The organism is Micromonospora chokoriensis (genome assembly GCF_000718555.1).
Lineage (GTDB): Bacteria > Actinomycetota > Actinomycetes > Mycobacteriales > Micromonosporaceae > Micromonospora > Micromonospora chokoriensis_B.
In genome coordinates, this window is sequence record NZ_JOAN01000002.1 from 372,040 (window position 1) to 395,990 (window position 23,951).

The following is a 23,951-nucleotide window of genomic DNA, read 5'->3' on the forward strand; positions in this document are numbered from 1 at the left end:
GGCCGGTGCACGTCGGGCGGTCAGGGGGTTGCGCTGGCGGCGGTCAGCGGCACGGATGCCGCCAGCGGCGGCAGCCCGCAGGCGCGCCGGAAATCGTCGGTGTCGTGCAGGTGCGGGAACGGCTCCGCCGGCACGGGCACGCCGAGCGCCTCGGCCAGCGGCTCCCAGCCATCGACGCCGAGGGTCCAGACCACGAGACGGTCGGCCGGCACGGTCGCCTTGATCTCGGCGATCCGGTCCTCGTACATCCGGCGAACCCACTCCTTGTCCTCGAAGCGGCCGCCGAAGTCGCCCTGCCAGACGAGACGCTCTATCACCTCCCACGTCTCCCGCGGCGGCATCCGGTCGGCGTCGGCGGGCAGCAGGCCGGCGTGCGCCGCCTGCCGTACCGCGTGCAGCGTGTTCTGGCAGCTGCGGTAGAAGCCGTCGAAGTCACGGACGTTGAGCAGGACCGTCGCCTCGGGGAACGCCTCGACCAGCTCCCGCCACACGGCGCAGCCAGGCCAGTCCACGGTGGACTCCCAGCGGGCAAGGGCGGACCGCCAGTCGACCGTTTCGCCGCGGGCGGAAGCCACCCAGGGCGGCAGGTCACGCAGGCGGTGCTCGCCGCTGATGATGTCGAGCATGTGGAAACAGGGGCCCGCACCGAGCCGTTCGATCGCGGCCCGCAGCGATAGTGTGCCGGACCGGCCGAAGCCGACACCGATGATCTTCATGGCGCTGCTCCTTCTCTGAGGGGGTGTGCGTGGTGGTGGGTGAGCACCGCTATCGGTGGCTCAGGGCCAGCGACAACGACCGGTAACCGCGGAAGAAGTTCGACTCCAGCCGGACCGGCTCGGCCCGCAGCTCGGCGGTCCGCACGAGACCGGCCAGCGCCCGGACCACCGCGCCGACCTCGATCCGGGCGAGCAGCGCCGCGACGCAGTAGTGCGCGCCGTGCCCGAAGCCCAAATGCGGGTTGGGCCGCCGGGCGGCGCGGAGTTCCTCGGGTGCGTCGAAGATGTCCTCGTCACGGTTCGCCGAGCGCAGCCAGAGCGTGACGAACTCACCCGCACGCATCGGCACACCGGCGATCGTCAGATCGCCGACCAGGACCCGCATGATGTGGTTGACCGGTGTCTCCCGACGCAGGATCTCCTCGGTCGCGACGTCCGGATCGGCTTCGCCGCCGCGCAGCTGCCGCCAGAACTCCGGCTCGGTGACGAGGGTGAGCGCCGCCGCGCCGGACGAGTGTCGGGCGGTCTCGTTGCCGCCAGCGATCAGGTCGTGACAGTTCATCACCGCCATGGTTCGGCTCATCGGCCGGCCCATGAACTGCGCCTGGGCGAGCACGGTCGCCACGTCCTCACCGGGCGTCCGGCGCTTCTCGGTGATCAGCCGGTGGCAATAGGAGAACAACTCGGTGTGCGCGGCCATCTGCGCGCCGGACGTGGCGTGCCCGGACCCGCCGAACGCCGTCTGGGTCAGCCGCACCACCTCCGGCCGGTCGGCCTCGGGCACGCCGAGCAGGTCGCAGATGACGAAGGCGGGCAGCGGCGCCGCGACGGCCTGCACGAAGTCGGCCGAGGGCTGCTCCATCGCCTCGGTCACCAGCCGCCGGGCGAGCTCCCGGGTGCTGTCGGTGACCCGCCGCATCAGCCGCGGGGTGAAGGCGGCACCCAGCACCCGCCGCATTTCCGCGTGCGCCTCGCCGTCGCTGACCAGCAGCGACATCCCGCCGGCGGCAGCGCTGGCCACCACGTCGGATGGCTTCTCCCCCAGGTGGTTGCCCTTCGCGGAGGAGATCCGGTCGCTGTGCCGGAGCACCTCGCGGATCTGCGCGTGCCGGGTGATCGCCCAGTGGTCGCGCAGACCGTGCGAGCGCACCGGGCCGCCGGCGCGGCGCAACGTCCGCCAGATCCGCTCGGGTCGCTCGCTCGCGTAGAGCCGGGGATCGGTGAGGTCGACCTTTCGCGCCTCGGCGAGCAGGTCGTCGGGGTGGGTCGGCTCGTCGACTCGGCTCAGCATGCTCCTCCCAGCGAAGGCGTTGGCCCGACGCTACGGCGAGCCGGAGCGGGGAGGGTGTCACGTAAAGGAGTGGCCATCGCCGAGCTGGTGAGACGGCTGTCCCCTAAAGCGGGGAAGCGCTGCGCGCGCGGTCACTGAACGACCATGGAGGCCAGGTGACGCCTGGGACGTATGGAGTGATGCACGATGGCAGAAGCACACGGCCGACGGGACCCCCGGTTCCACCACGTCGGGATCCAGACGAACGACCTGGGCAACAGCGTGTCCTGGTACGAGGAGTTTCTCGGCTGCAAGCCCTCCTGGACCCTGGAGCAGTTCTCCGACCTGACCCGCAGCCGACTGCCGGGCATCCGCACGCTCACCGAGCTGACCCTCGGCGACCTTCGCCTGCACCTGTTCGAGCGGCCCGGCAGCGCCACCGACCCGGCCATCAGCGACGTGCGCTTCCAGCATTTCTGCCTCTCCGTCGACGACCCTGAGGAGCTCGTCCGGTTGCGTGACCGCTGGATCGCCCTGCACGCGTCGGGCCGCTACACGTTCGCCGTGGACGAGCCCCCCACCGACGTGGTGGTGGACGCGGACGGGGTCCAGAGCTTCTACGCGTACGACGTCAACGGGCTCGAGTTCGAGTTCACGCACGTGCCGGCTCCAGCCTCATGATGCGTGGACCGGCCACGCCGATCGCCGACCCGCCGGCCGAGGAGGCCTGGGACTTCGGCGGGTATCCGTACGCCCTGGAACCGCTGTTGCTGCCTCCGGTGGACGCGACCAGCGCGCTGGCGGGCCCGGACGTGCCGGCGGAGCACGTCGAGGCGAGCCGGTTAATCGGCGCCCTGGCCGAGGGCGGGCCGACGGTGTACCGCGGCGAGCCCGAGGAGCTGTTCTGGTTCCGCTGGATCACCGGCCACCAGGTGTGCTTCCTGCTCTGGCGACTGATGCGTCAGCTCCTCGAGGAGGTCGCGGAGGACAAGGCGACCACCGACGAGGCGATCGGGCCGCTGAGCCGTTACGTCGACGGCTACTCGGCCATGCTGCTCTACACCGGGTCGTGCACCCACCAGATCTACAACGACCTGATCCGGCCCAGCATGCGGCTGCGGCACCGCGCGTTCAGCGGGAGCTGGGCGCCGGACTACCCGCACGTCCGCGCGCTGCTGCGCGGCCGTCCGCAGGCCCGGCTGACCAACGGCCCGAGCGAGTTGGACGACGCGGTGCGGCTGCACGGCCGGGTGCACGACGGCGTGGCGGCGCGGCTGGTGCCGGACGGCCACTCACTGCTCAATCAGGCGCCGGTGCGCCGGCTGAACCACGGGCTGCTGGGCATCGCCTACGACAGCTACTTCGTGACCGTGCGCACCCGGGTCAACCGCGCGCAGGCGGTGGGCCAGCTGATGCGCCGGCTCACCGCGATCGTCCGCGACCTGAGCGCTAACGGCCTCTACCCCTTCCCCGACGACGGCGTGCTCCCCGACGAGCTGCGGCTCGACGAGGTGGTGTCGTGCGCGGCCGGGATGCGGCGCATCCTCGCCGACGTGGCCCGGGCCGCCGCGGGTGGCCCGGCGCATCGGCCGCACCCGATGGGCAGCGGCGTGGCGAAGGCGGCCCGCGCATGAGTGTCCAGCGACCCGAGCTGAGCGGGACCTTCGGCGCCGTGTCCGCTACCCACTGGCTCGCCTCGTCCGCCGGCATGGCCGCGCTGGAGCGGGGCGGCAACGCGGTGGACGCCGCGGTGGCAGCCGGTTTCGTGCTGCAGGTCGTCGAGCCACACTCCAACGGGCTGGGCGGCGACGTGGCGATCGCGGTCTACTCCCGAGCAACCGGAAAGGTACGCATCGTCTGCGGTCAGGGCCCCACGCCGGAAGCGGCGACGATCGAGGCCTTCACCGGCCTGGGCCTCGACCGGGTACCCGCCTCCGGCCTGCTACCGGCCTGTGTGCCCGGCGCCTTCGGCGCCTGGATGCGGCTGCTGGCCGAGTTCGGCACGACGACGCCGGCGGACGCGCTTGCCGCCGCGATCGGCTATGCGGAGCACGGCTTCCCGCTGCTGCCCGCCACGGCCCGCACCATCGAGGTGATGGCGCCGCTCTTCCGCGAGCACTGGACCGAGTCGGCCCGCACCTATCTGACCGGCGACGCCGCCCCGGCGGCCGGCTCGCGGATGCGCAACCCCGTGCTGGCGGAGACCTATCGGCGTCTCGTCGACGAGACGCGGTGGGCCGGCAGCCGGGAAGCTCGGATCGAGGCCGCACACGCCGCCTTCTACCGCGGTTTCGTCGCCGAGGGCATCGACCGGTTCCTGGCCACGGCCGAGGCGCTGGACGAGACCGGCCGGCAGCACCGCGGCCTGCTGCGCGGCAATGACCTCGCGGGCTGGCAGGCCGGGGTCGAGGAGCCCGCGACCATCGCCTACCGCGGATTCACCGTCCACAAGCCGGGGCCCTGGTCACAAGGGCCGGTCTTCCTCCAGCAGCTCGCCATCCTGGCCGGCTGCGATCTGGCCAGCCTGCGACCGGGCAGCGCCGAGTACGTCCATCTGCTGACCGAGGCCGCGAAGCTGGCGTTCGCCGACCGGGAGGCCTGGTACGGCGACCCTGAGCACACCCCGGTGCCGATGGCGGCGCTGCTCACCGAGGAGTACGCGGCGCAGCAGCGGGCGCTGATCGGCGCCCGAGCCGCGACTGACCCACAGCCGGGCACGCCGGAGGGCCGCAAGTCCTGGTTCCCGTGGCCCACCCCGGAACCCCTGCCGCCGGACGCCCCCGACTGGCTGGTGCAGTTGAGCAGCGGCATCCCGACGGTGGTCGGGCCGGCCACCCCCCGCACCGGGGCCGGCAACACGTGCACCGTCGCGGTGGTGGACCGAGCGGGCAACATGGTCGTGGCCGTGCCGAGCGGTGGCTGGCTGAAGAGCTCGCCGGTGGTGCCCGGGCTCGGCTTCGCCCTCGGCACCCGCGCGCAGACCATGTGGCTGACCGAGGGTCACCCCAACTCGCTGGCACCGGGCCGACGCCCGCGCACCACGCTGAGCCCGGGCATCGTGCTGCGCGACGGCGAGCCGTTCCTGGCGCTCGGCACGCCCGGGGGCGACCAGCAGGACCAGTGGACGCTGCAGACCTTCCTCGCGGTCGCCGAACACGGCCGGGACCTGCAGGCGTCCACCGAGCAACCGATGTTCCACATCGACCACTTCCCGCAGTCGTTCGCGCCACGCACGTCCCGACCGGGCGTGGTGGTGGTCGAGTCGTCCTTCGGCCCCGAGGTCATCGCCGAGCTGCGTGAGCGGGGGCACGAGGTGGACGCGGTGCCGGCGCACACCCTCGGCAAGGTGTGCGCGGTCGGGGTGGACCCGGCAAGCGGGTTCGTCCGGGCCGCCGCCGGCCCGCGCGGACGTCAGGCGTACGCGGTATGTCGCTGAAGGTACGGAGAGGACTGGTGACATGAGCGCCGCAGTGAACGCCTCGGCGCGGCGGTGGCTGATGCCGCCACCGTCCGTGGACACACCCATCCTTTTCTGCTTCCCCTACGCCGGGGCCGGCGCCTCCTCCTACCGGCAATGGCCGCGGCAGATCGGTGGCCACCAGGTCTGCGCCCTGCAACCGCCGGGCCGGGAGAACCGGATGCGGGAGGAACCCCACCGCACCCACGCCGCGTTCGCCACCGACCTCGCCGACGTGCTCGAGCCCTTCGTGCGCGGCGAATACTCGTTCGCCGCGCACTGCGGCGGGGTGCCGTTCGCGCTGGACACGATCGCCGAGCTGGACCGGCGCGGATTGCCGTTGCCGACCCGGCTGATCAGCTCTTCGTGGGGTGCGCCGGACCGCGGCCTCTACGGCCGGCTCAACTTCGCCGATCTGGCGACGCTGGACCTGGTCGCCGAGACCACCGCGTTGTTCGAGCGGTCCGGCTCGCCGGTTCGGGCCGACTTCGTCGAGCTGGCCGCGCGGGTGCTGCGCACCGACCTGGAGGTGCAGCGCGGCTATCGCTTCGAGCCCAGTCGCCGGGTGCCGTGCCCGGTGATCGTCGTCGCCTGGACCCGCGACGACGTCGTCCCGCCGGAGACGGTGTTCCCCGGCTGGGCGGACCGCGCCGAGGTCACCGAGGAACTGCTGGACGGTGAGCATCTCGACTTCCTGCACTGCCCGGACGTCCTGCGCGAGGCGCTGGGCCGATGGCTGAAGACAAACGACGTCGTTCGAAAGGACGGGTAACCACCGTGACGGAGAAGACGGCCACGATCCACGAGCTCGTCGCGCGGTGGGCCCGGGAACAACCGGACGCGTCGGCGGTCGTGGGTGACGACGAGACGCTTACCTATGCGGAGCTGGACGCCCGGGCCGATCGGCTGGCCGGGCACCTGGCAGCGCGCGGAGTGGGCCTGGAGACCAGGGTCGCGGTGTCGCTGCCGCGGGGGCCGGCGATGGTGGTGGCCTTTCTGGCCACGCTGAAGGCCGGTGGGACCTATGTGCCGTTGGACAGCGACTATCCCGAGCAGCGGCGCGCCTTCGTGCTGGCCGACGCAGGCATCGCCGTGCTGGTGACCGACAAGGCAGGCACGCCGGCCGAGCCGGGCGGCGACCCGGTCGAGGTGGTGGTGCTGGAGGACCTACCCGCCACCGAGGTCGAGGCCCCCCGCGTACGGGTGGGACCTGACGCTGCCGCGTACGTCGTCTATACCTCCGGGTCGACCGGCCAGCCCAAGGGTGTGGTGGTCCCGCACGCTGGCGTGGTGCGGCTGACCACCGATCCGCGGATCGCGGTCCGCTCCGGCCAGACGGTCGCCCAGCTCGCCCCGGCCGCGTTCGACGCGTCGGTGTTCGAGATCTGGGGTGCGCTGTGCTCCGGCGGACAAGTGGTGATCATGGACGCCCGCAGCACCGTCGCCCAGCTCGGCGCGGAGCTGCGCCGGTGGCGGCCGGACTGGCTGTTCCTCACCACCGGGCTGTTCCACCTGCTGGCCCAGCACGACGCGGCCGCGCTCGACGCGGTCGGCTGCCTGCTGACCGGCGGCGACGTGCTGTCGCCCCGGCACATTCGCACCGCCGCGGCGACCCAGGCCCGGGTCTATGCCGCCTACGGCCCGACCGAGACGACCGTCTACGCCTCGCTGCACCACGTGCCGCCGGGCGGCGACGAGCCGGCCCGGGTGCCGATCGGCACGCCGCTGACTGGCAAGACGATGTATGTGCTGGGGCCGGACCTGCGGCCGGTGCCGGCCGGGGAGGTCGGCGAGATCTATCTCGGCGGCACCGGCGTGGCCCGCGGCTATCACGGCCGGCCTGTGCTGACCGCGGAACGCTTTCTCCCCGACCCGTTCGGCGGGGAGCCCGGCGCCCGGATGTACCGCACCGGCGACCTCGGCTGCGTGCTGCCGGACGGCTCGGTGGACTTCCGCGGCCGGGTGGACCGGCAGGTCAAGGTCCGCGGCTTCCGGATCGAGCTGGGCGAGATCGAGAGCACCCTGCTGAGCCATCCCGACCTCGGCGCCGCGGTGGTGGTCGCGGTCGCCGACGACACCGCCGACAAGCGCCTGGCCGCGCACGTGGTGCCGGCGCCCGGCCGGCGGATCACCGTCGCGGCGGTACGCGACTGGCTTGGCCAGCGCCTGCCGGCCTACATGATCCCGGCGACCTTCGTGACGCTGGACGAGCTGCCGCTCGACCCGAACGGCAAACCGGACCGCAGCCGGCTGCCCAACCCGTTCGCGGCGCGGGCCGAGCTCACCTTCCTGCCGCCCTACGTGCCGCCGAAGAACGAGATCGAGCAGGTCTTCGCGCGCGCCTGGGCCGATGTGCTCACGATGGACGTCGTCGGTATCGACGACGACTTCTATCTGCTGGGCGGGGACTCGCTGCGCAGCGTGGCGATGCTCGAACAGTTACGCACGCACGGCATCGAGCTGGACGCGGTGCAGTTCTTCAACAACCCCACGATCCGGGAGCTGGCCGCGGTCGTCGACCCGCAGCTCACGGCCGGCCGGGCGGGTGGGTGACCGTGGAGCTGACGCTGCCGCCGTTCGACATGCCGGTCGAGCTGTCCGACGTGGACCTCTACGACCCGCAGACGTACGTGCTGGCCGACCAGCACCCCACCTGGCGGACCATGCGCGCCAAGGCGCCGGTGTGGTGGCAGGAGCGGGCGGACGCCACCGGGTTCTGGTGCGTCACCCGGCACGCCGACTGCGAGAAGGTGGTGAAGGACTACCGCACGTTCAGCTCGCAGGAGGGCACCATCCTGGCGTCGGTGGGCGTCGGCGACACGGCCGGCGGGCAGACCATCACGCTGACCGACCCGCCCGAGCACGCCGCGATCCGGGTGCCGTCGATGCGGGCCCTCGGGCACGCGGTCGTGCAGGAGCGGACGCCGTTCATCCGGGCCCGGGTCACCGAGCTGGTCGAGCCGTGTGACGACGGCGAGGTCGACTTCGCCCGGCTGATGCGGCGCCTACCGATGGTGCTGGCCGGCGAGTTCATGGGCATCCCACCGGAGCACTGGGACGACATCGCGCTGTGGGCGGCCGCCTGCGTGGCGCCCGACGACCCGGCCTACGCCCTCGGCGCCAACCCGGCGCAGACCCTGCGGCTGGCCCACCACCAACTCTTCGCGGTCTTCCGTGACCTGGTGCGGCACCGCCGTGCGCATCCCGGCAAGGACCTCATCTCGGTGCTCATCGAGATCACCGACGCGATGAGCGGGCGGGACAAGCCGCTCGGCGAGTGGCAGGTGCTGCTGAACTGCTACAGCTTCATCCTCGGGGCCAACACCACCACGCCGAACGTCGCGAGCCACACGCTGCTGGCGCTGACCCAGCGACCCGAGCTGTGGCCCCGGCTGCGCGACGACCGCGGCGCCGTCGAGGGCCTGGTGGAGGAGGGCGTCCGCTGGTCCTCGCCCACCCACCACCTGGTGCGGCGGGCCACCGCTGACGTCGAGCTCGGCGGGGCCACGATCCGGGCCGGCGACTGGGTGTCGGCGTGGGTGGCCTCGGCGAACCGGGACGAGGCGGTGTTCGACGATCCCTACACCTTCGACATCGACCGACGCCCGAACCGGCACCTGGGTTTCGGCGGCGGCCCGCACTACTGCATCGGCGCGCCGATGTCCCGGCTCGCGCTGACCCTGCTCTTCGAAGAGCTGGTCCGCCGCTACGCGGGCTTCGAACTGACCGGGCCGCCGACGCACCTGCGGTCCAACTGGATCAACGGGCTGGTGTCGCTGCCGGTCCGGCAGGTGGGAAGGAACGCACCATGCTGATGACCGGACCGGCCGCCGACGAGCTCGCCGACCCGGTGGGCGAGATCGACCTCTACGACCCAGCGCGGTACGCCGCACGGTCCCAGCACGGCGCCTGGCACCGGCTGCGGCGCGACCACCCGATCTGGCCGCAGGAAACCCCGGACGGCATCCGGTTCTGGTCGGTGACCCGCTATCGGGACGTGGCCGCGGTGCTGATGGACGACAAGAACTTCAGCTCCGAGCACGGCACCATCCTGGCCGTGGCGGCCGGCGACAGCGCGGGCGGCAAGACCATCAACCTGATGGACCAGCCCAAGCACGCCGACGTTCGACTGCCGACGATGCGGCTGATGTCCACCCACACCGTGCGCAACCGCGCCGACCAGGTGCGGGCCCGGGTGCGACGGCTGGTGGCGGACGTCTTCGACGCGGGCGGGACGGTGGACGTCGCGGAGCTCATGCTGCACCTGCCGATGTGCGCGGTCGGCGAGACCATCGGCCTGCCGGAATCGATCTTCGATGATCTACCACGGTGGGCGATGGCCGGGGTCGCGCCGGAGGACCCGCAGTACGCCGAGGGCAGCCCCGCCGAGACCCTGCGCAAGGCACACCACAACCTGATCGCCGTCTTCTCCGAGCTGATCCGATACAAGCAGGCGCACCCCGCCGACGACGTGGTCTCGGTGCTGCTCGGGTTGCGCCCGGACGGCCGGCCGATGGACGCGCACGAGGTGCTGCTGAACTGCTACAGCTTCGCGATGGGCTCGGTGACGACCACCGCCCAGGTGGCCTCGCACCTGATCCTGGCGCTGGCCGAGCAGCCGGAGGCGTGGCAGCGGCTGCGCAGCACGCCGGGGCTGGTGCCGGCCGCCGTCGAGGAGAGCCTGCGCTGGGCCTCGCCGACCAACCACCTGCTGCGGCGCACCAACGCCCCGGTGGAGATCGCCGGCACCCGCTTGGAGGCCGGGGAGCTGGTCGCGGCCTGGGTGGCGTCGGCGGATCGGGACGACGCGATCTTCGCCGACCCGTACACCTTCGACCCCGGCCGCAACCCCAACCCGCACCTCGCCTTCGGCCTGGGCCCGCACCGCTGCATCGGTGGCCCGCCGGCCCAGCAGGTGCTCGGCGTGCTGCTGGAGGAGATGATCGACCGGCTGAGCGAGTTCCACGTCGCCGGGCCGGTCACCCATCTGACCTCGAACTTCATCAACGGCATCACCAGTCTGCCGGTGGACTTCCAGCCGGTGTCGGCCCGCCGGGCGGCGGTGATCACGTGAACGACCCGCAACAGGACACCGTGGTGCGGCGGGAGGAGCGGGAGCTCTCGTCGGACTACCGGGCGCCGGGCAGCCCGCTCGAACAGGAACTGGCCCGGATGTGGAGCGAATACCTCAAGGTCGACCGGATCGGGGTGGACGACGACTTCTTCGAGCTCGGCGGCCACTCGCTGCGGGCCGCGGACCTGCTAGTGGCCACCGAGCGCGCGATGGGCGTGCATGTGCCGGCCACCACGCTCTACCTGCAGCCCACCATCGCCGAGCTGGCCGAGGCGATCGAGCAGCTCCGGGACGGTGGATCGTGAGGCTGACCCCACCCGATCCGGGCCGGCCGGTGGACCTCGGCGCCGACCTGACCGATCCGGCGTATTACGTCGACGGCGACCCGCACGCGGTGTGGCGCGAGCTGCGCCGCACGGCGCCGGTGTCGCTGCGGCAGACCGGCGCCGGGATCGAATACTGGTCGGTCACCCGACACCCCGACGTCGATCGGGTGCTGCGCGACCACCGGTCGTTCACCTCCACCCGCGGCACCTTCCTCAACGTGCTCGGCCGACCCGACCCGGCGGCCGGCCGGCAGCTCGCCGCCACCGACCCGCCGCGCCACACGGCGATGCGCAGCCCGCTGCACCAGACCCTGTCGCTGCGCTCCACGGCCGGCGAGGACCCGATGATCCGGGAACGCGTACGGGCGCTGCTGATGCCCTCCGTCGAGGCCGGCGAGATGGACGTCGCCACGGTGATGTCCGGCCTGCCGGTCGCGGTGCTCGGCAGCATGATGGCGCTGCCCGCCGACGACTGGCAGCAGCTCACCGACCTGGCCGCGATGGCTGTCGCCCCGGACGAGCCGGCCCGCATGCTGCCCAAGGGCCCACAGGCGACGCTGCAACGCGCGCATCGCGCGCTGTTCGCCTATTTTCAGGACAAGGCCCACGAGCGGCGCGAGAACCCGGGATCCGATCTGATGAGCGCGCTGCTCGACCTGCGGATCGACGACCAGCCCGACCCGGGCAGCATGGTGTCCAACTGCTACAGCCTGATGGTGGGTGCCGCCACCTGGCCGCACGCCGCCACGGCTGGCCTCTACCAACTGGCGGAGAGCGGGCGGTACGCCGAATACGCCGGCCGGCCCGAGCTGCTCGACCCGCTGATCGAGGAGGCTTTCCGGTGGGCCTCGCCGGCCAACCACTTCCTGCGACATGCCACGACAGAGGTCGAGCTGGGCGGGGTACGGCTGCCGGCCGGCGCGCCGGTGGTGGTCTGGTTGGGCTCGGCCAACCGGGACGAGGCAGTCTTCACCGACCCGTACGCCTTCGACCCGGCCCGGTGGCCCAACCGGCATCTGGCCTTCGGCAGCGGCCCGCACAACTGCCTCGGCGCACCCCTCGCTCGCCGCATGATCCGGCACGTGTTCACCGAGATGTTCGAGCTGGTCACCGACGTCGCGCCGGCCGGGCCGCCGAGCCACGTGGCGTCCAACTTCGTGGCCGGCTACCGGCACGCCCCAGTAAAGCTTGAGGTGGCTCAGCATGGCTGACCAGGTGCGCGTGACGGTCGACCGGGAACGCTGTGTCGGGTCGGCGACCTGCACGGTGGTCGCGGCCGGCCTCTTCGAGCTGGACGAGCACGACCGCGCGGTGCCGCTGACCGAGGTGGTCAGCGACGCCGACGTGGTCGACCAGGCGGCCCAACTCTGCCCGACCGCGGCGATCCACCTGAGCCCGGCGGACTAGCGCCTGTTTCATAAGGGCGGTCGAGCCGAGGCGGAGTCCGGGCGGCGGTCCGGCAAGGCGCGGTTTCGTTCGGATACCGGTGTTGTATCTGGACGAAACCGCAACGCCGCCGGTCGTCGTCCGGGCCCGCCGCAGGCCGGCCAGTTCTTATGAAACAGGCGCTAGTCGCCGGTCACCCCGTCGTACGCCTCGCGCAGCAGGTCGGCGTGGCCGAGGTGCCGGGCGTACTCCTCGATCAGGTGCACCACGATCCAGCGCAGCGTCGGCCCCTCGCGGTCCGGCCAGGGCCGGCCGGACAGCTGGTCGAGCCCGCCGGTCGCCAACGCGGCGGCGGTGAGCTCACGGCCTCGGGCGACCCAGTGCTCCCACAGGGCGGTCAACTCCTCGGGGCTGTCGTCGGCGGCCGACTCCCAGGGCCAGTCGCCGTCGGTCGACCAGTTGACCGCCGCCCACGGCGGCTGCTCCTCGTGGGCGTGCAGGTTGTAGGAGAGCCAGAAATACTCCACCCAGGCCAGGTGCTTGAGCACCCCGCCGAGGCTGATCGGGGAGGCCACCAGGCGGGCCCGCAGGCCGTCGGCGCCGACCCCGGCGGTCTTCCAGGCGAGCGTGGCCCGCTGGAAGTCGAGGAAACCGAGCAGCGTCTCGACCTCGGTGCCGGCGCCTGGCGGCTCGGGGCGGCCTTGATCGTCCCAAGTGGTCATGCCCTGACCGTACCGGCGGCCCAGTCGCAAGAACACCTGACAGGCGGGACCGTGTGCCGCCGGGTTGGCTGGGAGGTGGAGCGGGTCGATCGGCACATCGGAAGGACAGCAGTGGGCACCCAGACCATCAGGACCATCGCCGAGCTGCTACGCCGGCGGGCCAGCGAGCTTCCCGGTCACCTCGGATACCGGTTCCTCGCCGACGGCGAGGACGAGCAGATGCTGCTCACGTACGCGGAGGCGGACGCGCGGGCCGCCGGGATCGCCGCTGCCCTACGGGATTCCGGTAGCGCTCCCGGTGATCGGGTGCTGCTCCTGCTGCCGCCGGGCCTCGACTACGTCACGGCGTTCTTCGGCTGCCTCTACGCCGGAGTCATCGCGGTGCCGGTCTATCCGCCGGACCCGTTCGCGCTGGAGCGGACCCTTCCCCGGCTCGCCGCCGTGGCCCGCGACGCCGGCCCGGCGATCGCCCTGACCACCTCGCCACTGCTGGGATTCCTCGACGACGTGGCGCGCCTCGCCCCCGAGCTGGGCGCACTGCGCTGGATCGCGGTGGACGAGACCGAGGCCGACCCGGCCGGCGACGTCTTCTCGGACGAGCCGGAGGCCACGGCGCTGCTGCAGTACACGTCCGGCTCCACCTCGACGCCGCGCGGGGTGATGCTGTCGCACGCCAACCTGCTGCACAACTCCGGGCTGATCCGCGGCTTCTTCGACACCAGCGAGCAGGACAGCGGCGTCTCCTGGCTGCCGCCCTATCACGACATGGGCCTGATCGGCGGCCTGCTGCAGCCGCTGCACGCCGGAGCCACCGTCACACTGATGTCGCCGCTGCACTTCCTCGAGGAACCCATGCGCTGGCTGCGGGCGGTGCACAAATACGGCGCCTCGATCAGCGGCGGCCCGAACTTCGCCTATGAGCTGTGCGTCCGTAAGTCCGACCCGGCTCAGGTCGCACAGCTCGACCTGAGCGGCTGGCGGGTGGCCTTCAACGGGGCCGAGCCGATTCGCCCGGACACGCTGCGCCGGTTCGCCCGCACGTTCGCCCCGGCCGGCTTCCGGGCGGAGGCGTTTCTGCCCTGCTACGGCCTGGCCGAGGCGACGCTCATCGTCTCCGCCGCCCGGGGCGCCCGCGAGGTGACCGCCGACGGCCTGCCGGCTCCCCTGGTCAGCTGCGGGCGACCGGCCGACGACCAGCGGGTCGCCGTCGTCGACCCGGCCACCGCCGAGCCCGTCCCGGACGGCACGGTGGGCGAGATCTTGGTGGCCGGCCCCAGCGTGGCGAAGGGCTATTGGAATCAGCCCGACCAGACCGCGCGGGTCTTCGGCACCGGCTTCCTGCGCACCGGCGACCTGGGCTTCCTCGACGGCGGCGAGCTCGTCGTGACCGGCCGGCTCAAGGACCTGCTGATCGTGCGCGGCCGCAACCACTACCCGCAGGACATCGAGCACACCGTGGAGCGCACCGACCCGGTGGTGCGGCCCGGCTGCGCGGCGGCTTTCCTGGTGCCGGGCGACGACGAGGACCGGCTGGTCGTGGTGCTGGAGGCGCGGCGCGGCGCGGCGGAACTGGACGTCGGTGACCTCGCGGGTCGGATCCGCCGGGCGATCGCCGAGGAGCACGGCGTGCAGGTGCACACGGTGGCGCTGGTGCGGGCCGGCGGTCTACCCAAGACGTCCAGCGGCAAGATCCAGCGGTGGCGGTGCCGCGAGCTGTTCTGCGACGGCGAGCTGCCCGAGCTGGGCCGGGTGTCGACCTCCGAAGACGCTGCCACCGCACCGTCGGTCACGGCCGAAGAGGTGCTGTCGGCACCGGCCGGCGAACGCCACGGTCGGCTGGAGGCCTACCTGCTCGGCCACATGGCCCAGCTGGGCGGGGTCGCGCCCGACGACGTCGAGCGCGGCGAGCCGCTGCTGAACGCCGGCCTCGACTCGCTCGCCGTCGTTCAGCTCAAGCAGCGGATGGCGGTGGAGCTGGGCGTGACGCTGCCGCTCGCCCCGCTGCTCAGCGGCGCCAGCCTGACGCAGGTCGCCGGCCTGCTCGCCGAGCAGCTCGACGAGCCGGCCGCGCGGCCGGCACCGACGTCGGCGCCGGTGCACGACGATGACCAGGAGCCGACCGGCCCGCTGGCAGCCAACCAGCGGTGGATGTGGGTGCTGCAGCACCTGGAGCCGGCCAGCACCGTCTATACCATCGCGGTGGCGCTACGCCTGCTGTCGCCGGTGGACCCGGAGGTGCTGCGTCGCGCGCTGGGCGTCCTGGTGGCCCGCCATCCGATCCTGCGCACGACCTTCCCCCGCAGGGGCAGCACGCCCGTGCAGGTGGTGCACCCGACCGGGTCGCCGGCGTTTCGCGAGCACGACGCAGACGGGCTGACCGAGGCCGAGCTGGCCGACCGGCTGTCGGACGTCGCGCACACCCCGTTCGACCTGGTGGCGGGGCCGTTGCTGCGCGCCGACCTGTTCCGGCGCCCCGGCGGCGACGTGCTGCTGCTGTCGATGCATCACATCATCGCCGACTTCTACGCGGCGACCATCCTGGCCCGGGAACTCGCCCAGGCATACGCCGCCGAGCAGGCCGGGCGGCCGCTCGCGCTGCCGGCGCCCCGAGCCACCTATCTGGACGTGGTCGCCGATCAGCGGGCCGTCCTGAGCGACCCGGAGTCCGCCGGCCGGCTCAAGGATTACTGGGACGACCAGGTGGGCGCCGGCGTGCCGGGGTTGTCGCTGCCCGGCTCGCGGCGAGACGGCGCCGGCCGGGGCGGGTCGCACACGTTCGTGCTCTCCGCCGACCTGACCCGACGGTTGCACGAACGGGCCGCCACCGAGAGGGTGACGCTGCAGGTACTGCTGCTCGCCGCCTACCAGACGCTGCTGCACGGACAGAGCGGCAAGGACGACGTGGCCGTCGGCGTGAGCGCGGCCGCGCGCACCCGGCTGGAGTTCACCGACGTGGTCGGTTGCTGCACCAACCCGGTCATGGTGCGCAGCCGGACCACCGAACGGGAGCCGTTCCGCGACCTGCTGGCGCGCACCCGGACCGGGGTGATCGACGCGCTGGAGCACCAGGACTACCCGATGATCGTGCTTGCCGAGCGGCACCGGACCACGCACCGTGGGCGGCTGCTGTTCGAGACGATGTTCACCGTGAACCGGTCGCCGGACGGTGACGACCTGGCGCCGGCCATCTCGATCGGCCTGGGCGGGGTCCGCCGCAAGCTCGGTCCGCTCGAGGTGGAGACGATCGCGCTGCCGCCCGGCGAGGCCACCCGGCCGCTGGACCTCGCGATGGCCGAGGTCGGCGGGGTGCTGCACGGCCTGCTGCGGTACGGGGCGGGGGTGCTCGACGACATCTCGGCGGAGGCGTTCGCCGGCCGCTACACCCAGGTGCTGGAGCTGCTGGCCGCCGACGCCGATCGCGAGGTCGGCGAGTTGGCCCGCGGCGCATCCCGGGCGACGCCGGCCTGAGGGGTCAGCCGGTCGCCGCCAGCGCGGCCCGGATCTCGTCGGCGAGCTTGCCGGCGGCGTCGTCGGCGAGCGACCAGTGCCCGGCGCCGACCTCGGCGGTGCGGAACCCGGCGCTGGTGTGGTCGCCCCACAACGGCAGATCCGTCGCGTCCACGAACGGGTCGTCGGCGCCACGCACGGCCAGCACCGGGATCGGCAGTCGGGCCGGCCCGCGGAACACGTAGTCGTCGCCGAGCGCCCAGTCGGCGCGCAGCACCCGCTCGAGCAGCTTGCGAAAGTCGGGGTCGGCCAGCAGGCCCGGTGGCGTGCCGCCCATCGACGACGTCTGGGCCAGTAGCTCCTCGGTCGGCAGGCGGCTCATCCCAGAGTCGTACATCAGGGCCGGCGGCGGGCAGTGGCAGAACACCAGCAGCCGCGGGTTGCGGCACGGCGCGTCCACCAGCCGTCGGGCCAGCTCAAAGATGATCAGCGCGCCGAGGCAGTGCCCCATCAGCGCGTAGTCGCCCTGGAAGGCCGCGTAGCCGTCGCTTGCGGCGGCCCGGTCGAAGTCGGCGACCAGCGCGCTCATCTCCCGGTGCGGCTGCTCGCGGACCCGCCGCCCGTGCCCGGGCAGCACGGCCGCGGTCAGCGTCGTGCCGTGCGGCTCGAGGTGCCGGCGCAGCGCGTTGAAGACCGTGGACGCGGCACCGGTGTGCGGGAACGCGAAGATCTCGGTCCCCTCGGCTGGGACACGGTAGGGAAACCACGAGTGAACACCAGACATGAATGAGCCTCCGAAAGACGCCATAATCAGTCAATCGGCCGTACGCCGGGGGCGGCGGTCCCCGCTTTCGGCGACGTCCCCGCGCCCGGTGGGTTGCCTAACGTGGCGTCATGGCCCTGGAATCACACCCGCAGCCGATCGGTGACGAGGGCGCCAGAGTGCCGCCGCGCACACCGCGCGAGCAGACCATCGCCAGCATCTGGGCGACGGCTCTGGAGCGGACGGACATCGGCGTCTACGACGACTTCTTCGAGCTGGACGGCGACTCGCTGGCCGCCATCGACGTGATCGCGAAGATCCGCGACGTCTACGGCGTCAGCATCCAGTCGATGAGCTTCTTCGAGGCTCCGACGGTCGCCGCGCTCGCCGCTGCGGTGGCCGCGGCCGCACCCTCGGAACGGCCGCCGGTCACGCCCCGTGACCCGGACTCCGAGCCGGTGCTCTCCTTCGACCAGCAGCGGCTGTGGCTGGAGAACCAACTGGCGCCGGAGTCGGCCTACAACGTGCACGGCCGACTGCGCCTCTCCGGCCCGCTGGACGTGGCGGCGCTGAACGCCTCAATCGCCGCGATCCTGCAGCGGCACCAGGCGCTGCGGTCCCGGTTCCCGCTCGTGGACGGACGGCCCCAGCAGGCGGTCGACGAGGTCGGCGCGGATTGGCACATCGCCGTCCGCGACGTCGGCGGCGAGCCGGGCGACCAAGCCGCAGCGGCCCGCCGGGCGGCGGACGAGGACGCAGCCACGCCGTTCGACCTGGCCACCGGCCCACTCTTCCGGTGCACGCTGATCCGGCTCAGCGACACCGAGCACGTGCTCAGCATCACCGCCCACCACATCGTCTGTGACGACTGGTCGACCGGGCTGTTCGTACGCGAGTTGTCGGCGCTCTATCTGGTCGGTGGCGACGCCACCCGGGCCGAGCTGCCGCCGCTGCCGGTGCAGTACCGCGACTTCGCGGCCTGGCAGCGCCGGTGGCTGGTCGGCGAGGCGCTCGAGGGCCAGGTGAACTACTGGCGCGACCACCTGGCCGGTGCTCCCCCGGCGCTGAACCTGCCGACCACGCGCTGGCGGGTGCAGGCCGAACAGGCGCGCGGCGACCGCATCCGTGCGGTGCTGTCCGAAGCGGACACCGAGGCGGTGCACCGGCTGTGCCGGCAATACCACGTCACCACCTTCATGGCGCTGCTCGCGTCGCTCGGCACGGTGCTGGCCCGCTGGACCGGCGACCGGGACGTGGTGATCGGGGTGCCGATCACCGGCCGCACCGACGCCGGCACGAAGAACCTCATCGGCTTCTTCGTGAACACCCTGCCGCTGCGCATCGACCTGGCCGGCCGACCGTCGTTCGCCGACCTGCTCGACCGGGTGCGCCGGGCCGCGCTTGGCGGCTACGAGCACGCCGACGCACCGCTCGACCTGCTGGCGGGCCAGCTGAAGTTCGCCCGGGTGCCCGGCCGCACCCCGCTCTTCCAGGTCGCGCTGAACGGCGTGGACGACTTCGGTGTCGAGCCGCTCTCGGGCGTGACTACCCAGCCGATGGACGCGCCGGCCCCGCCCAGCAAGTTCGACCTGACGCTGACGGCCCGGGAGTCTGGCGGTGTGCTGCACCTGGACCTGGAGTACAACGCCGACCGCTACACCGAGCCGATGATCCGGGCGCTCTTCGAGCAGGTCCGCACCCTGCTGCTCGCCGCCGTGGCGGATTCCGACCGAGCCGTCTTCGACTATCCGCTCAGCGATGCCGAGCCGGCCGTCGCCCCCGTGCCGGCCGCGCTTCCCGACCTGCGGTCCGAGCGCATCGCGGTGCTGTCGCCGCGGCCCGGGCACCGAGCGGCGGCGGACACCTCCGGCGGGGAGGTGGTGCCGACCACGGACGCACCCCTCGGCGACCTCGACGCCCTGCTCGTCTGGCTACGCGACGCCGGGATCAGCGTGCTGCACGTCGACCCGCCGGTGCTGCGCGCGCTGGCCGCCCGGGCCGGCGAGGCCGGGCTGCCGAGCCTGCGCCACGTCTTCGTCGGCAACCGCGGCGACTTCCTGGCGCACGACGTGGAGCTGGTACGCCAGCTGTCCGCCTCGGCCGACTGCGTCGGGCTCTACGGCGTGGACGAGCCGGGCGGGCCACTGGCCGCCTATCCGGTGCCGGACGGATGGAAGCTGGAGACCGCGCCGCTGCGCGTGCCGCTCGGCACCGAGCTGCCAGGCAGCTCCCTGCGGCTGCCGGACCGCTCCGGCCGCCCGGCCGCGGTCGGCGAGGTCGTCGAGCTGCACGCCGGCGAGCGGCGGACCGGCCACCTCGGTCGGCGCTGGGCCGACGGCACACTCGAATTCGTCGGCACCACCGATCCGACGCCGGACGTCACCGAGACGGTCGGCACACTGCGCGACGCCCCGGACGTCCGGGAAGCTCTGGTCACCGGGCTGGTCGCGTATGTCTGCGGGCCGCAGAACGGCGCCGGCGCCGTGCACCAGCACCTGGTGACCCGGCTGCCGGAAAACCTGCTCCCCCGTCACCTGATGGTGCTCGACCGGCTGCCGCTGACCGCGGACGGCGAATACGACCTGGCCGCCCTTCCGCAGCCCGACGAGGACAGCGAGGCGCTGGGCACCTATGTGCCGCCCCGCACCCCGCTGGAACGCGAGCTGACCGCGATCCTGCACGAGCTGCTCGACGTGGAGCGGATCGGCGTCTACGACAGCTTCTTCGAGCTGGGCGGCTTCTCGCTGTTGGCCACCCGGCTCGTCGCCCGGGTCCGCGACGTCTACGGCGTGGAGCTGCCGCTGCGCGACCTGTTCGGCTCGGCGACCGTCGACCAGCTCGCCCGGCTGGTCGTGCAGGCCCAGGCCGAGCTGGCCGGCGTCGAGGACCTCGAGGCGCTGCTGGACGAGCGGATCCCGTGACCGCGACGGACCCGGCCACGCTCGCCGACTTCCGGGCTCGCCAGGAACGTCGGCGCGCGGAGGCGTACACCCGGTTCTTCTCGCCGGTGACCGCCCGGTTCGCCGGCGCGCTCGTCCGCCGACTCGGCCACCCCGCCGGCCCGGCCTTGGACCTCGGTTGCGGCGACGGCGTGGTCACCCGGGAGCTGCGGGCGGCCGGCTGGGCGTCGCTGGCCCTGGACATCTCCCCCGAGTTGGCCGCCGCCGCGCTGGCCGGCACCGGCGGCCCGGTCGTCATCGGCGACGCCCTGCGCCTGCCCCTGGCGAGCGCGAGCCTCGCCGCGGCGGCCAGCGCGTTCGTCCTACCCCACCTCGACGACCTGGACGCCGCGCTGACCGAGACCCGCCGGGTGCTGCGCCGCGACGGCGTGCTCGCGCTGGCCGGCTGGGCGCCCGCGGCGGTCTCGCCGTTCACCGGGCTCAGCGCCGACCTGCTGCGGGAGCGGGCCGCCGCGACCGAAGAGCGGCTGCTGGCCGAGGCCGGCCAGCGCACCGACGCCGACCACCTGGCCACCCGGCTGGCTGCGGCGGGCTTCGCCGAGGTCACCGTCGAGACCGCCACCACGGTGGTCCGCCTGCCGTCGCCGGGGCACTGGTGGAAGGGCCTGGTGGGCGGCTCCTGCGGCTTCACCGAGCTGCTGCAGGTGCAGAGCCGGGAAGTGCAGCAGGCGACCCGCGAGGCGTTCCTCGCCGAGGCCAGGGACTTCACCGTCGGCGGCGAGGAGGTCGCCGTGCCGGCCGCCGCGCTGTTGATCCGCGGCCGCGCCGCCTAGCCTTCTTTCCGGACACCCAGCACGTGATCCAGCCCCGCCCGGATCGCCGTGCCGAACTCCTCCTGCTGGTCGTGCATCGCCAGATGACCACCCATCAACCGCTGGTGCAGGGGCGGCGCGGCGCACAGGTCGTCCCAGGCCCGCAACGCGGGCTCCGGCACCAGCCAGTCGGCGTCGAAACCCACCACGCAGGCCGGGACGGGCAGCGGCGGTCGGGGCCGGAAGGCGAAGCTCTGCACCACGGTCAGGTCGGCGTGCAGCGCGGTGGCGAAGAGGTCGGCCAAGCCCGGCAGCTCCAGCATCGCCGGGGAGGCGAGACCCATCGCGACCGCCTCGCGCAGGAATGTCTCGCCGGCCGGCAGGTGCGCCACCGGCGGGTGGCCGATCCCGTGGTGCGGTGCTCGGGTGCCGCACACGATCAGGCCGGCCGGTGGGGTGCCGGCCTCGGTGAGCCGGGTGGCGATCTCGTACGCCAGCCAGCCGCCCAGGCTGTAGCCGAGCAGCACCAGCCGGCGCGACCCCAGGGTGCCGATCGCGTCGAGCACACCGTCGATCACCGCCTCGGCGTCGCGCAGGCAGGTCTCGCTCATCCGCCGCCCGTGCCCGGGCAGGTCGACCAGGGCCAGTGCGCAGCCGTCGGGCAGGTAGGGGTGCAGCGGGCGGAACGCGCGTCCGGCGGCGCCGGCGTACGGGAGGGCGACCGTCACCGCCTCGGCGCCCTCCGGGTTGAGCACGTCGTCGAACCACCGGGTAGCCGTGATCATGTCCGCGTTTCCTCGTCGCCGGAGCACAGTGGCTCGTTCGTCTGCGTCTCGTCGTAGGCGACGACCCGCAGTTCGCTGGTGTAACGCTGCCCGTCCGCGTCGACGAGCCAGAGCTCGTCCGGCGCGGGCAGCATCTCGGTGAAGGTGGCCGCCGCCGCGTCGCCGTGCTCCGCCCGGCTGCGCCGCACGCCCCGGGCCAGGTTGCGCAGCGACAGCGGCGCGTCCCGGTCGACCAGGTAGGGCTTGGGCTGGTCGGCGGTCTTCACGAAGACGAACCGTGGCATTCCCCGCTCGATCAGCCACTGCCGCAGCTCGCGGTGCCGGTAATCGGCGTTCTCGGGCGCCGGGATGCTGGCGAGCGGCAGGTGCCAGGTCTCCCGGGCGATGATCACCTCGTCGAGCATCAGCCGCGGCTGGTGCCCGCCCGGGTCGCGCACCCGGAACCGGTTGACCACCAGCGCGGTGAGGAACTCGCCGAGGACCTCGAGCAGCGGGGCTGGGCGGCCACCGTCCGCCGGCCGGACGACCAGCTGGCCGCCCTCCTCGGTGACCAGCAGGCCGGCCCCGGGCAGCGGGTCGACGCCCGCCGGGTGTCCCTCGTCGGCCGTGTACGACCAGTAGGTGTACCGGTCCGGCAGGTCCATCGCGGGCGGCGGGTAGGTGCGCGAGGTGACCGCCGGCGCGTCCGCTGGGTAAACCGGCACGAAGCGCCCGCCGGTGAAGTCGGCCGCGGTGGCGTCGAGCAGTTCCGCGCGGTCGTCGGCCTGGGTGAGGAAGGCCCGGTTCTCCATCGTGTTCAGCGCGAGGTGCAGCTCGCCGAGCACCCACTGCGGCCGGCCGCCCGCCGGATCGGTGCGGAGCAGCAGGTCGGGGCTGTGCTGACGGCCAGCGCGCCAGGCCACCGGCCCGGCCGGGAAGAGCGCCCGCACCAGCGGCGCCACGGCGGCGCTGGACATCCGCGCCGGGGCGCCCCGGGCGGTGGACAGCAGCTCGCCCCAGCGTTCGCGGAAGTCGTCGCCGACCCGGTCGGCCGCCGTGCCCGGCATGCCGTTGAGCACGTCGCCAGCGGCCAGCACGAGGTCGCACAGTGCGACCGGGCCACCGGCGCGGTCCCGCAGCGACCGGTACCGCCGGGTGAGGTCACGCTCGACCTCGACGCCGGTCTCGGCGAGCAGCCAGCGCGCGGTGTCCAGCATCAGGGCCAGCGGGGTGCGCAGGTCGTCGAGCAGGTCGGCGCCGATCGTGACGTCGAGGTCCCGGCGGCAGTCCTCGTAGACCATGGCCCGGCCCAGCGGGGTGCCCGGCTTGTCGCGGTGGCCAGCCCGCCCGGTGATGGCGCTGAACGTCTCCGTCAGCCGATCGAGGGCGTCCAGCAGGGCGGGCGGGTCGCCGGCCGCGGCGGCCACCGCGGCGACTGAGCGGTCCAGCTCGTCGAGCCGCTCGGTGAACTCCGCGCGCAGGTCCGGGTCCGTGACGCCGGCGACGTGCCGGCGCAGGTCGCGTTCGGGGTGCTCCTGCACCGGAATCGGCAGGCCGGCGAGGACGACACCACGGGCGATCAGCCGGTCCAGGGCCGCAGCGGCCCCGACGCAGGTGTCGACCAGCTCACCGGCCCGGCGGGGCCGGGTCAGCGCGGCCGCGACCACGGCTTCGGCGCCGGTCAGCTCCTCCGGCCGCGACCGGGGGCGACGCAGCACGCCGCCGGTCAGGTCGCACACCGGGTTGCGGCGGACGATCAGGTGGCTGGCGGCACGCGGGTCGGCCGCGAACGCCCGGGCCACCGCGTCGACCGCCCACGTCTCCCGATAGACCGACCGGCTGCGCAGCCCGCCGGAGCCGGTCAGCGTCAGGCCGGAGCGGTCGTCGGCGAACCGCGCCCAGGCGACCGGCCCGAAGAAGCCGATGGTCTCGTTCTTGGCGCAGTAGCGCTGGGCGAGGAAGGCGACTAACGCCTCCCGCTGGTCCCGCCGGGAGAGCCGGCCGTCCAGGTCGGCCGCGAAGCGGCCCAGCCAGTTACGCACCACAGCCGGGTTCTGCCAGGTCACCGCCTCGACGAAGACCGGCCGGGCGGCGAGCGCGCGCACCGCGGCGGCGGACACGGCGCGGGCCTGCTCCTCGCTGGCGGCATCCGGGTCCGGCGGGGCAAAGGCGTCCAGCCAGGACACCGGCATTCCGGTGCCGCGCAGGGCGCTCAGCCGCCACAGCGACCAGTCGCCGGCAAGCGGCACCCGGTGCGCTGCCGGGGCTTGGCCGGCAGGCCCCGGCAGCGTTGGTACGGCGGCGGTCCGCATCG

19 protein-coding genes are annotated in these 23,951 nt (G+C 73.1%); 13 read left to right on the forward strand and 6 right to left on the reverse strand.

Going from position 1 to position 23,951, the window contains the following annotated elements:
* Positions 1–20: 20 nt before the first annotated feature.
* Positions 21–716, reverse strand: a complete 696-nt coding sequence (locus IF46_RS0105040) for a sulfotransferase family protein (protein ID WP_051723654.1) — start codon at positions 714–716, stop codon at positions 21–23.
* 49 nt (positions 717–765) lie between these two features.
* Complete coding sequence (locus tag IF46_RS0105045; RefSeq protein ID WP_051723655.1) at positions 766–2,007, reverse strand: cytochrome P450; 1,242 nt, start codon at positions 2,005–2,007, stop codon at positions 766–768.
* Positions 2,008–2,193: 186 nt separating this feature from the next.
* Here IF46_RS0105045 and IF46_RS0105050 point away from each other — a divergent pair, with 186 nt between their 5' ends.
* Genes IF46_RS0105050 through IF46_RS0105095 form a run of 10 tightly spaced genes read left to right on the forward strand, consistent with a single transcriptional unit; the run spans position 2,194 to position 12,250 of the window.
* Positions 2,194–2,667: a VOC family protein gene (locus tag IF46_RS0105050; RefSeq protein ID WP_030487094.1), complete on the forward strand. Its 474-nt coding sequence runs from the start codon at positions 2,194–2,196 to the stop codon at positions 2,665–2,667.
* A complete protein-coding gene (locus IF46_RS0105055) occupies positions 2,664–3,620 on the forward strand; it encodes a hypothetical protein (protein WP_157562597.1) in 957 nt (318 codons plus the stop codon). Before IF46_RS0105050 ends, IF46_RS0105055 begins: the two co-directional genes overlap by 4 nt.
* Positions 3,617–5,422, forward strand: coding sequence for a gamma-glutamyltransferase family protein (locus tag IF46_RS0105060; protein WP_030487096.1), 1,806 nt, complete (start codon positions 3,617–3,619; stop codon positions 5,420–5,422). Before IF46_RS0105055 ends, IF46_RS0105060 begins: the two co-directional genes overlap by 4 nt.
* 22 nt (positions 5,423–5,444) lie before the next feature.
* On the forward strand, positions 5,445–6,215 hold the full coding sequence (locus IF46_RS0105065; protein WP_232233936.1) for a thioesterase II family protein: 771 nt from the start codon (positions 5,445–5,447) through the stop codon (positions 6,213–6,215).
* Between the two features lie 5 nt (positions 6,216–6,220).
* On the forward strand, positions 6,221–7,996 hold the full coding sequence (locus IF46_RS0105070; protein ID WP_051723657.1) for a non-ribosomal peptide synthetase: 1,776 nt from the start codon (positions 6,221–6,223) through the stop codon (positions 7,994–7,996).
* Positions 7,993–9,258 carry a cytochrome P450 gene (locus IF46_RS0105075; RefSeq protein ID WP_232233937.1) on the forward strand — a complete coding sequence of 422 codons (1,266 nt, stop codon included), beginning with the start codon at positions 7,993–7,995 and terminating at the stop codon, positions 9,256–9,258. The genes IF46_RS0105070 and IF46_RS0105075 overlap by 4 nt, the downstream gene beginning before the upstream one ends.
* The gene (locus IF46_RS0105080; protein ID WP_084597761.1) at positions 9,252–10,517 is read left to right on the forward strand and encodes a cytochrome P450; all 1,266 of its coding nucleotides are present in this window, start codon (positions 9,252–9,254) and stop codon (positions 10,515–10,517) included. The genes IF46_RS0105075 and IF46_RS0105080 overlap by 7 nt, the downstream gene beginning before the upstream one ends.
* Entirely contained in the window at positions 10,514–10,822 is a 309-nt protein-coding gene (locus IF46_RS0105085) for a phosphopantetheine-binding protein (RefSeq protein WP_051723658.1), read from the forward strand. Before IF46_RS0105080 ends, IF46_RS0105085 begins: the two co-directional genes overlap by 4 nt.
* On the forward strand, positions 10,819–12,054 hold the full coding sequence (locus IF46_RS0105090; protein WP_030487102.1) for a cytochrome P450: 1,236 nt from the start codon (positions 10,819–10,821) through the stop codon (positions 12,052–12,054). The genes IF46_RS0105085 and IF46_RS0105090 overlap by 4 nt, the downstream gene beginning before the upstream one ends.
* Positions 12,047–12,250: a ferredoxin gene (locus IF46_RS0105095; protein ID WP_030487103.1), complete on the forward strand. Its 204-nt coding sequence runs from the start codon at positions 12,047–12,049 to the stop codon at positions 12,248–12,250. Before IF46_RS0105090 ends, IF46_RS0105095 begins: the two co-directional genes overlap by 8 nt.
* A gap of 161 nt (positions 12,251–12,411) precedes the next feature.
* Here the strand turns inward: IF46_RS0105095 and IF46_RS0105100 are convergent, their stop codons facing one another.
* Positions 12,412–12,951, reverse strand: a complete 540-nt coding sequence (locus tag IF46_RS0105100) for a DinB family protein (RefSeq protein WP_030487104.1) — start codon at positions 12,949–12,951, stop codon at positions 12,412–12,414.
* Between the two features lie 111 nt (positions 12,952–13,062).
* On the opposite strand from IF46_RS0105100, the gene IF46_RS0105105 reads away from it, so the two are divergent.
* Positions 13,063–16,419 carry an AMP-binding protein gene (locus IF46_RS0105105; protein WP_051723659.1) on the forward strand — a complete coding sequence of 1,119 codons (3,357 nt, stop codon included), beginning with the start codon at positions 13,063–13,065 and terminating at the stop codon, positions 16,417–16,419.
* A 4-nt stretch (positions 16,420–16,423) separates the two neighbouring features.
* Here the strand turns inward: IF46_RS0105105 and IF46_RS33085 are convergent, their stop codons facing one another.
* Complete coding sequence (locus IF46_RS33085) at positions 16,424–17,182, reverse strand: thioesterase II family protein (RefSeq protein WP_051723660.1); 759 nt, start codon at positions 17,180–17,182, stop codon at positions 16,424–16,426.
* Positions 17,183–17,292: 110 nt separating this feature from the next.
* Between IF46_RS33085 and IF46_RS0105115 the strand changes: the two genes are divergently transcribed.
* Together IF46_RS0105115 and IF46_RS33090 are read left to right on the forward strand one after the other, a co-directional pair.
* The gene (locus IF46_RS0105115) at positions 17,293–20,082 is read left to right on the forward strand and encodes a condensation domain-containing protein (RefSeq protein WP_030487107.1); all 2,790 of its coding nucleotides are present in this window, start codon (positions 17,293–17,295) and stop codon (positions 20,080–20,082) included.
* Complete coding sequence (locus IF46_RS33090) at positions 20,079–20,894, forward strand: class I SAM-dependent methyltransferase (RefSeq protein WP_051723661.1); 816 nt, start codon at positions 20,079–20,081, stop codon at positions 20,892–20,894. The genes IF46_RS0105115 and IF46_RS33090 overlap by 4 nt, the downstream gene beginning before the upstream one ends.
* Here IF46_RS33090 and IF46_RS33095 read toward each other — a convergent pair.
* Entirely contained in the window at positions 20,891–21,658 is a 768-nt protein-coding gene (locus IF46_RS33095) for a thioesterase II family protein (RefSeq protein WP_030487109.1), read from the reverse strand. The two genes, IF46_RS33090 and IF46_RS33095, sit on opposite strands and share 4 nt — an antisense overlap.
* On the reverse strand, positions 21,655–23,949 hold the full coding sequence (locus IF46_RS0105130) for a lantibiotic dehydratase (RefSeq protein ID WP_030487110.1): 2,295 nt from the start codon (positions 23,947–23,949) through the stop codon (positions 21,655–21,657). Before IF46_RS0105130 ends, IF46_RS33095 begins: the two co-directional genes overlap by 4 nt.
* Between the last annotated feature and the right edge of the window lie 2 nt (positions 23,950–23,951).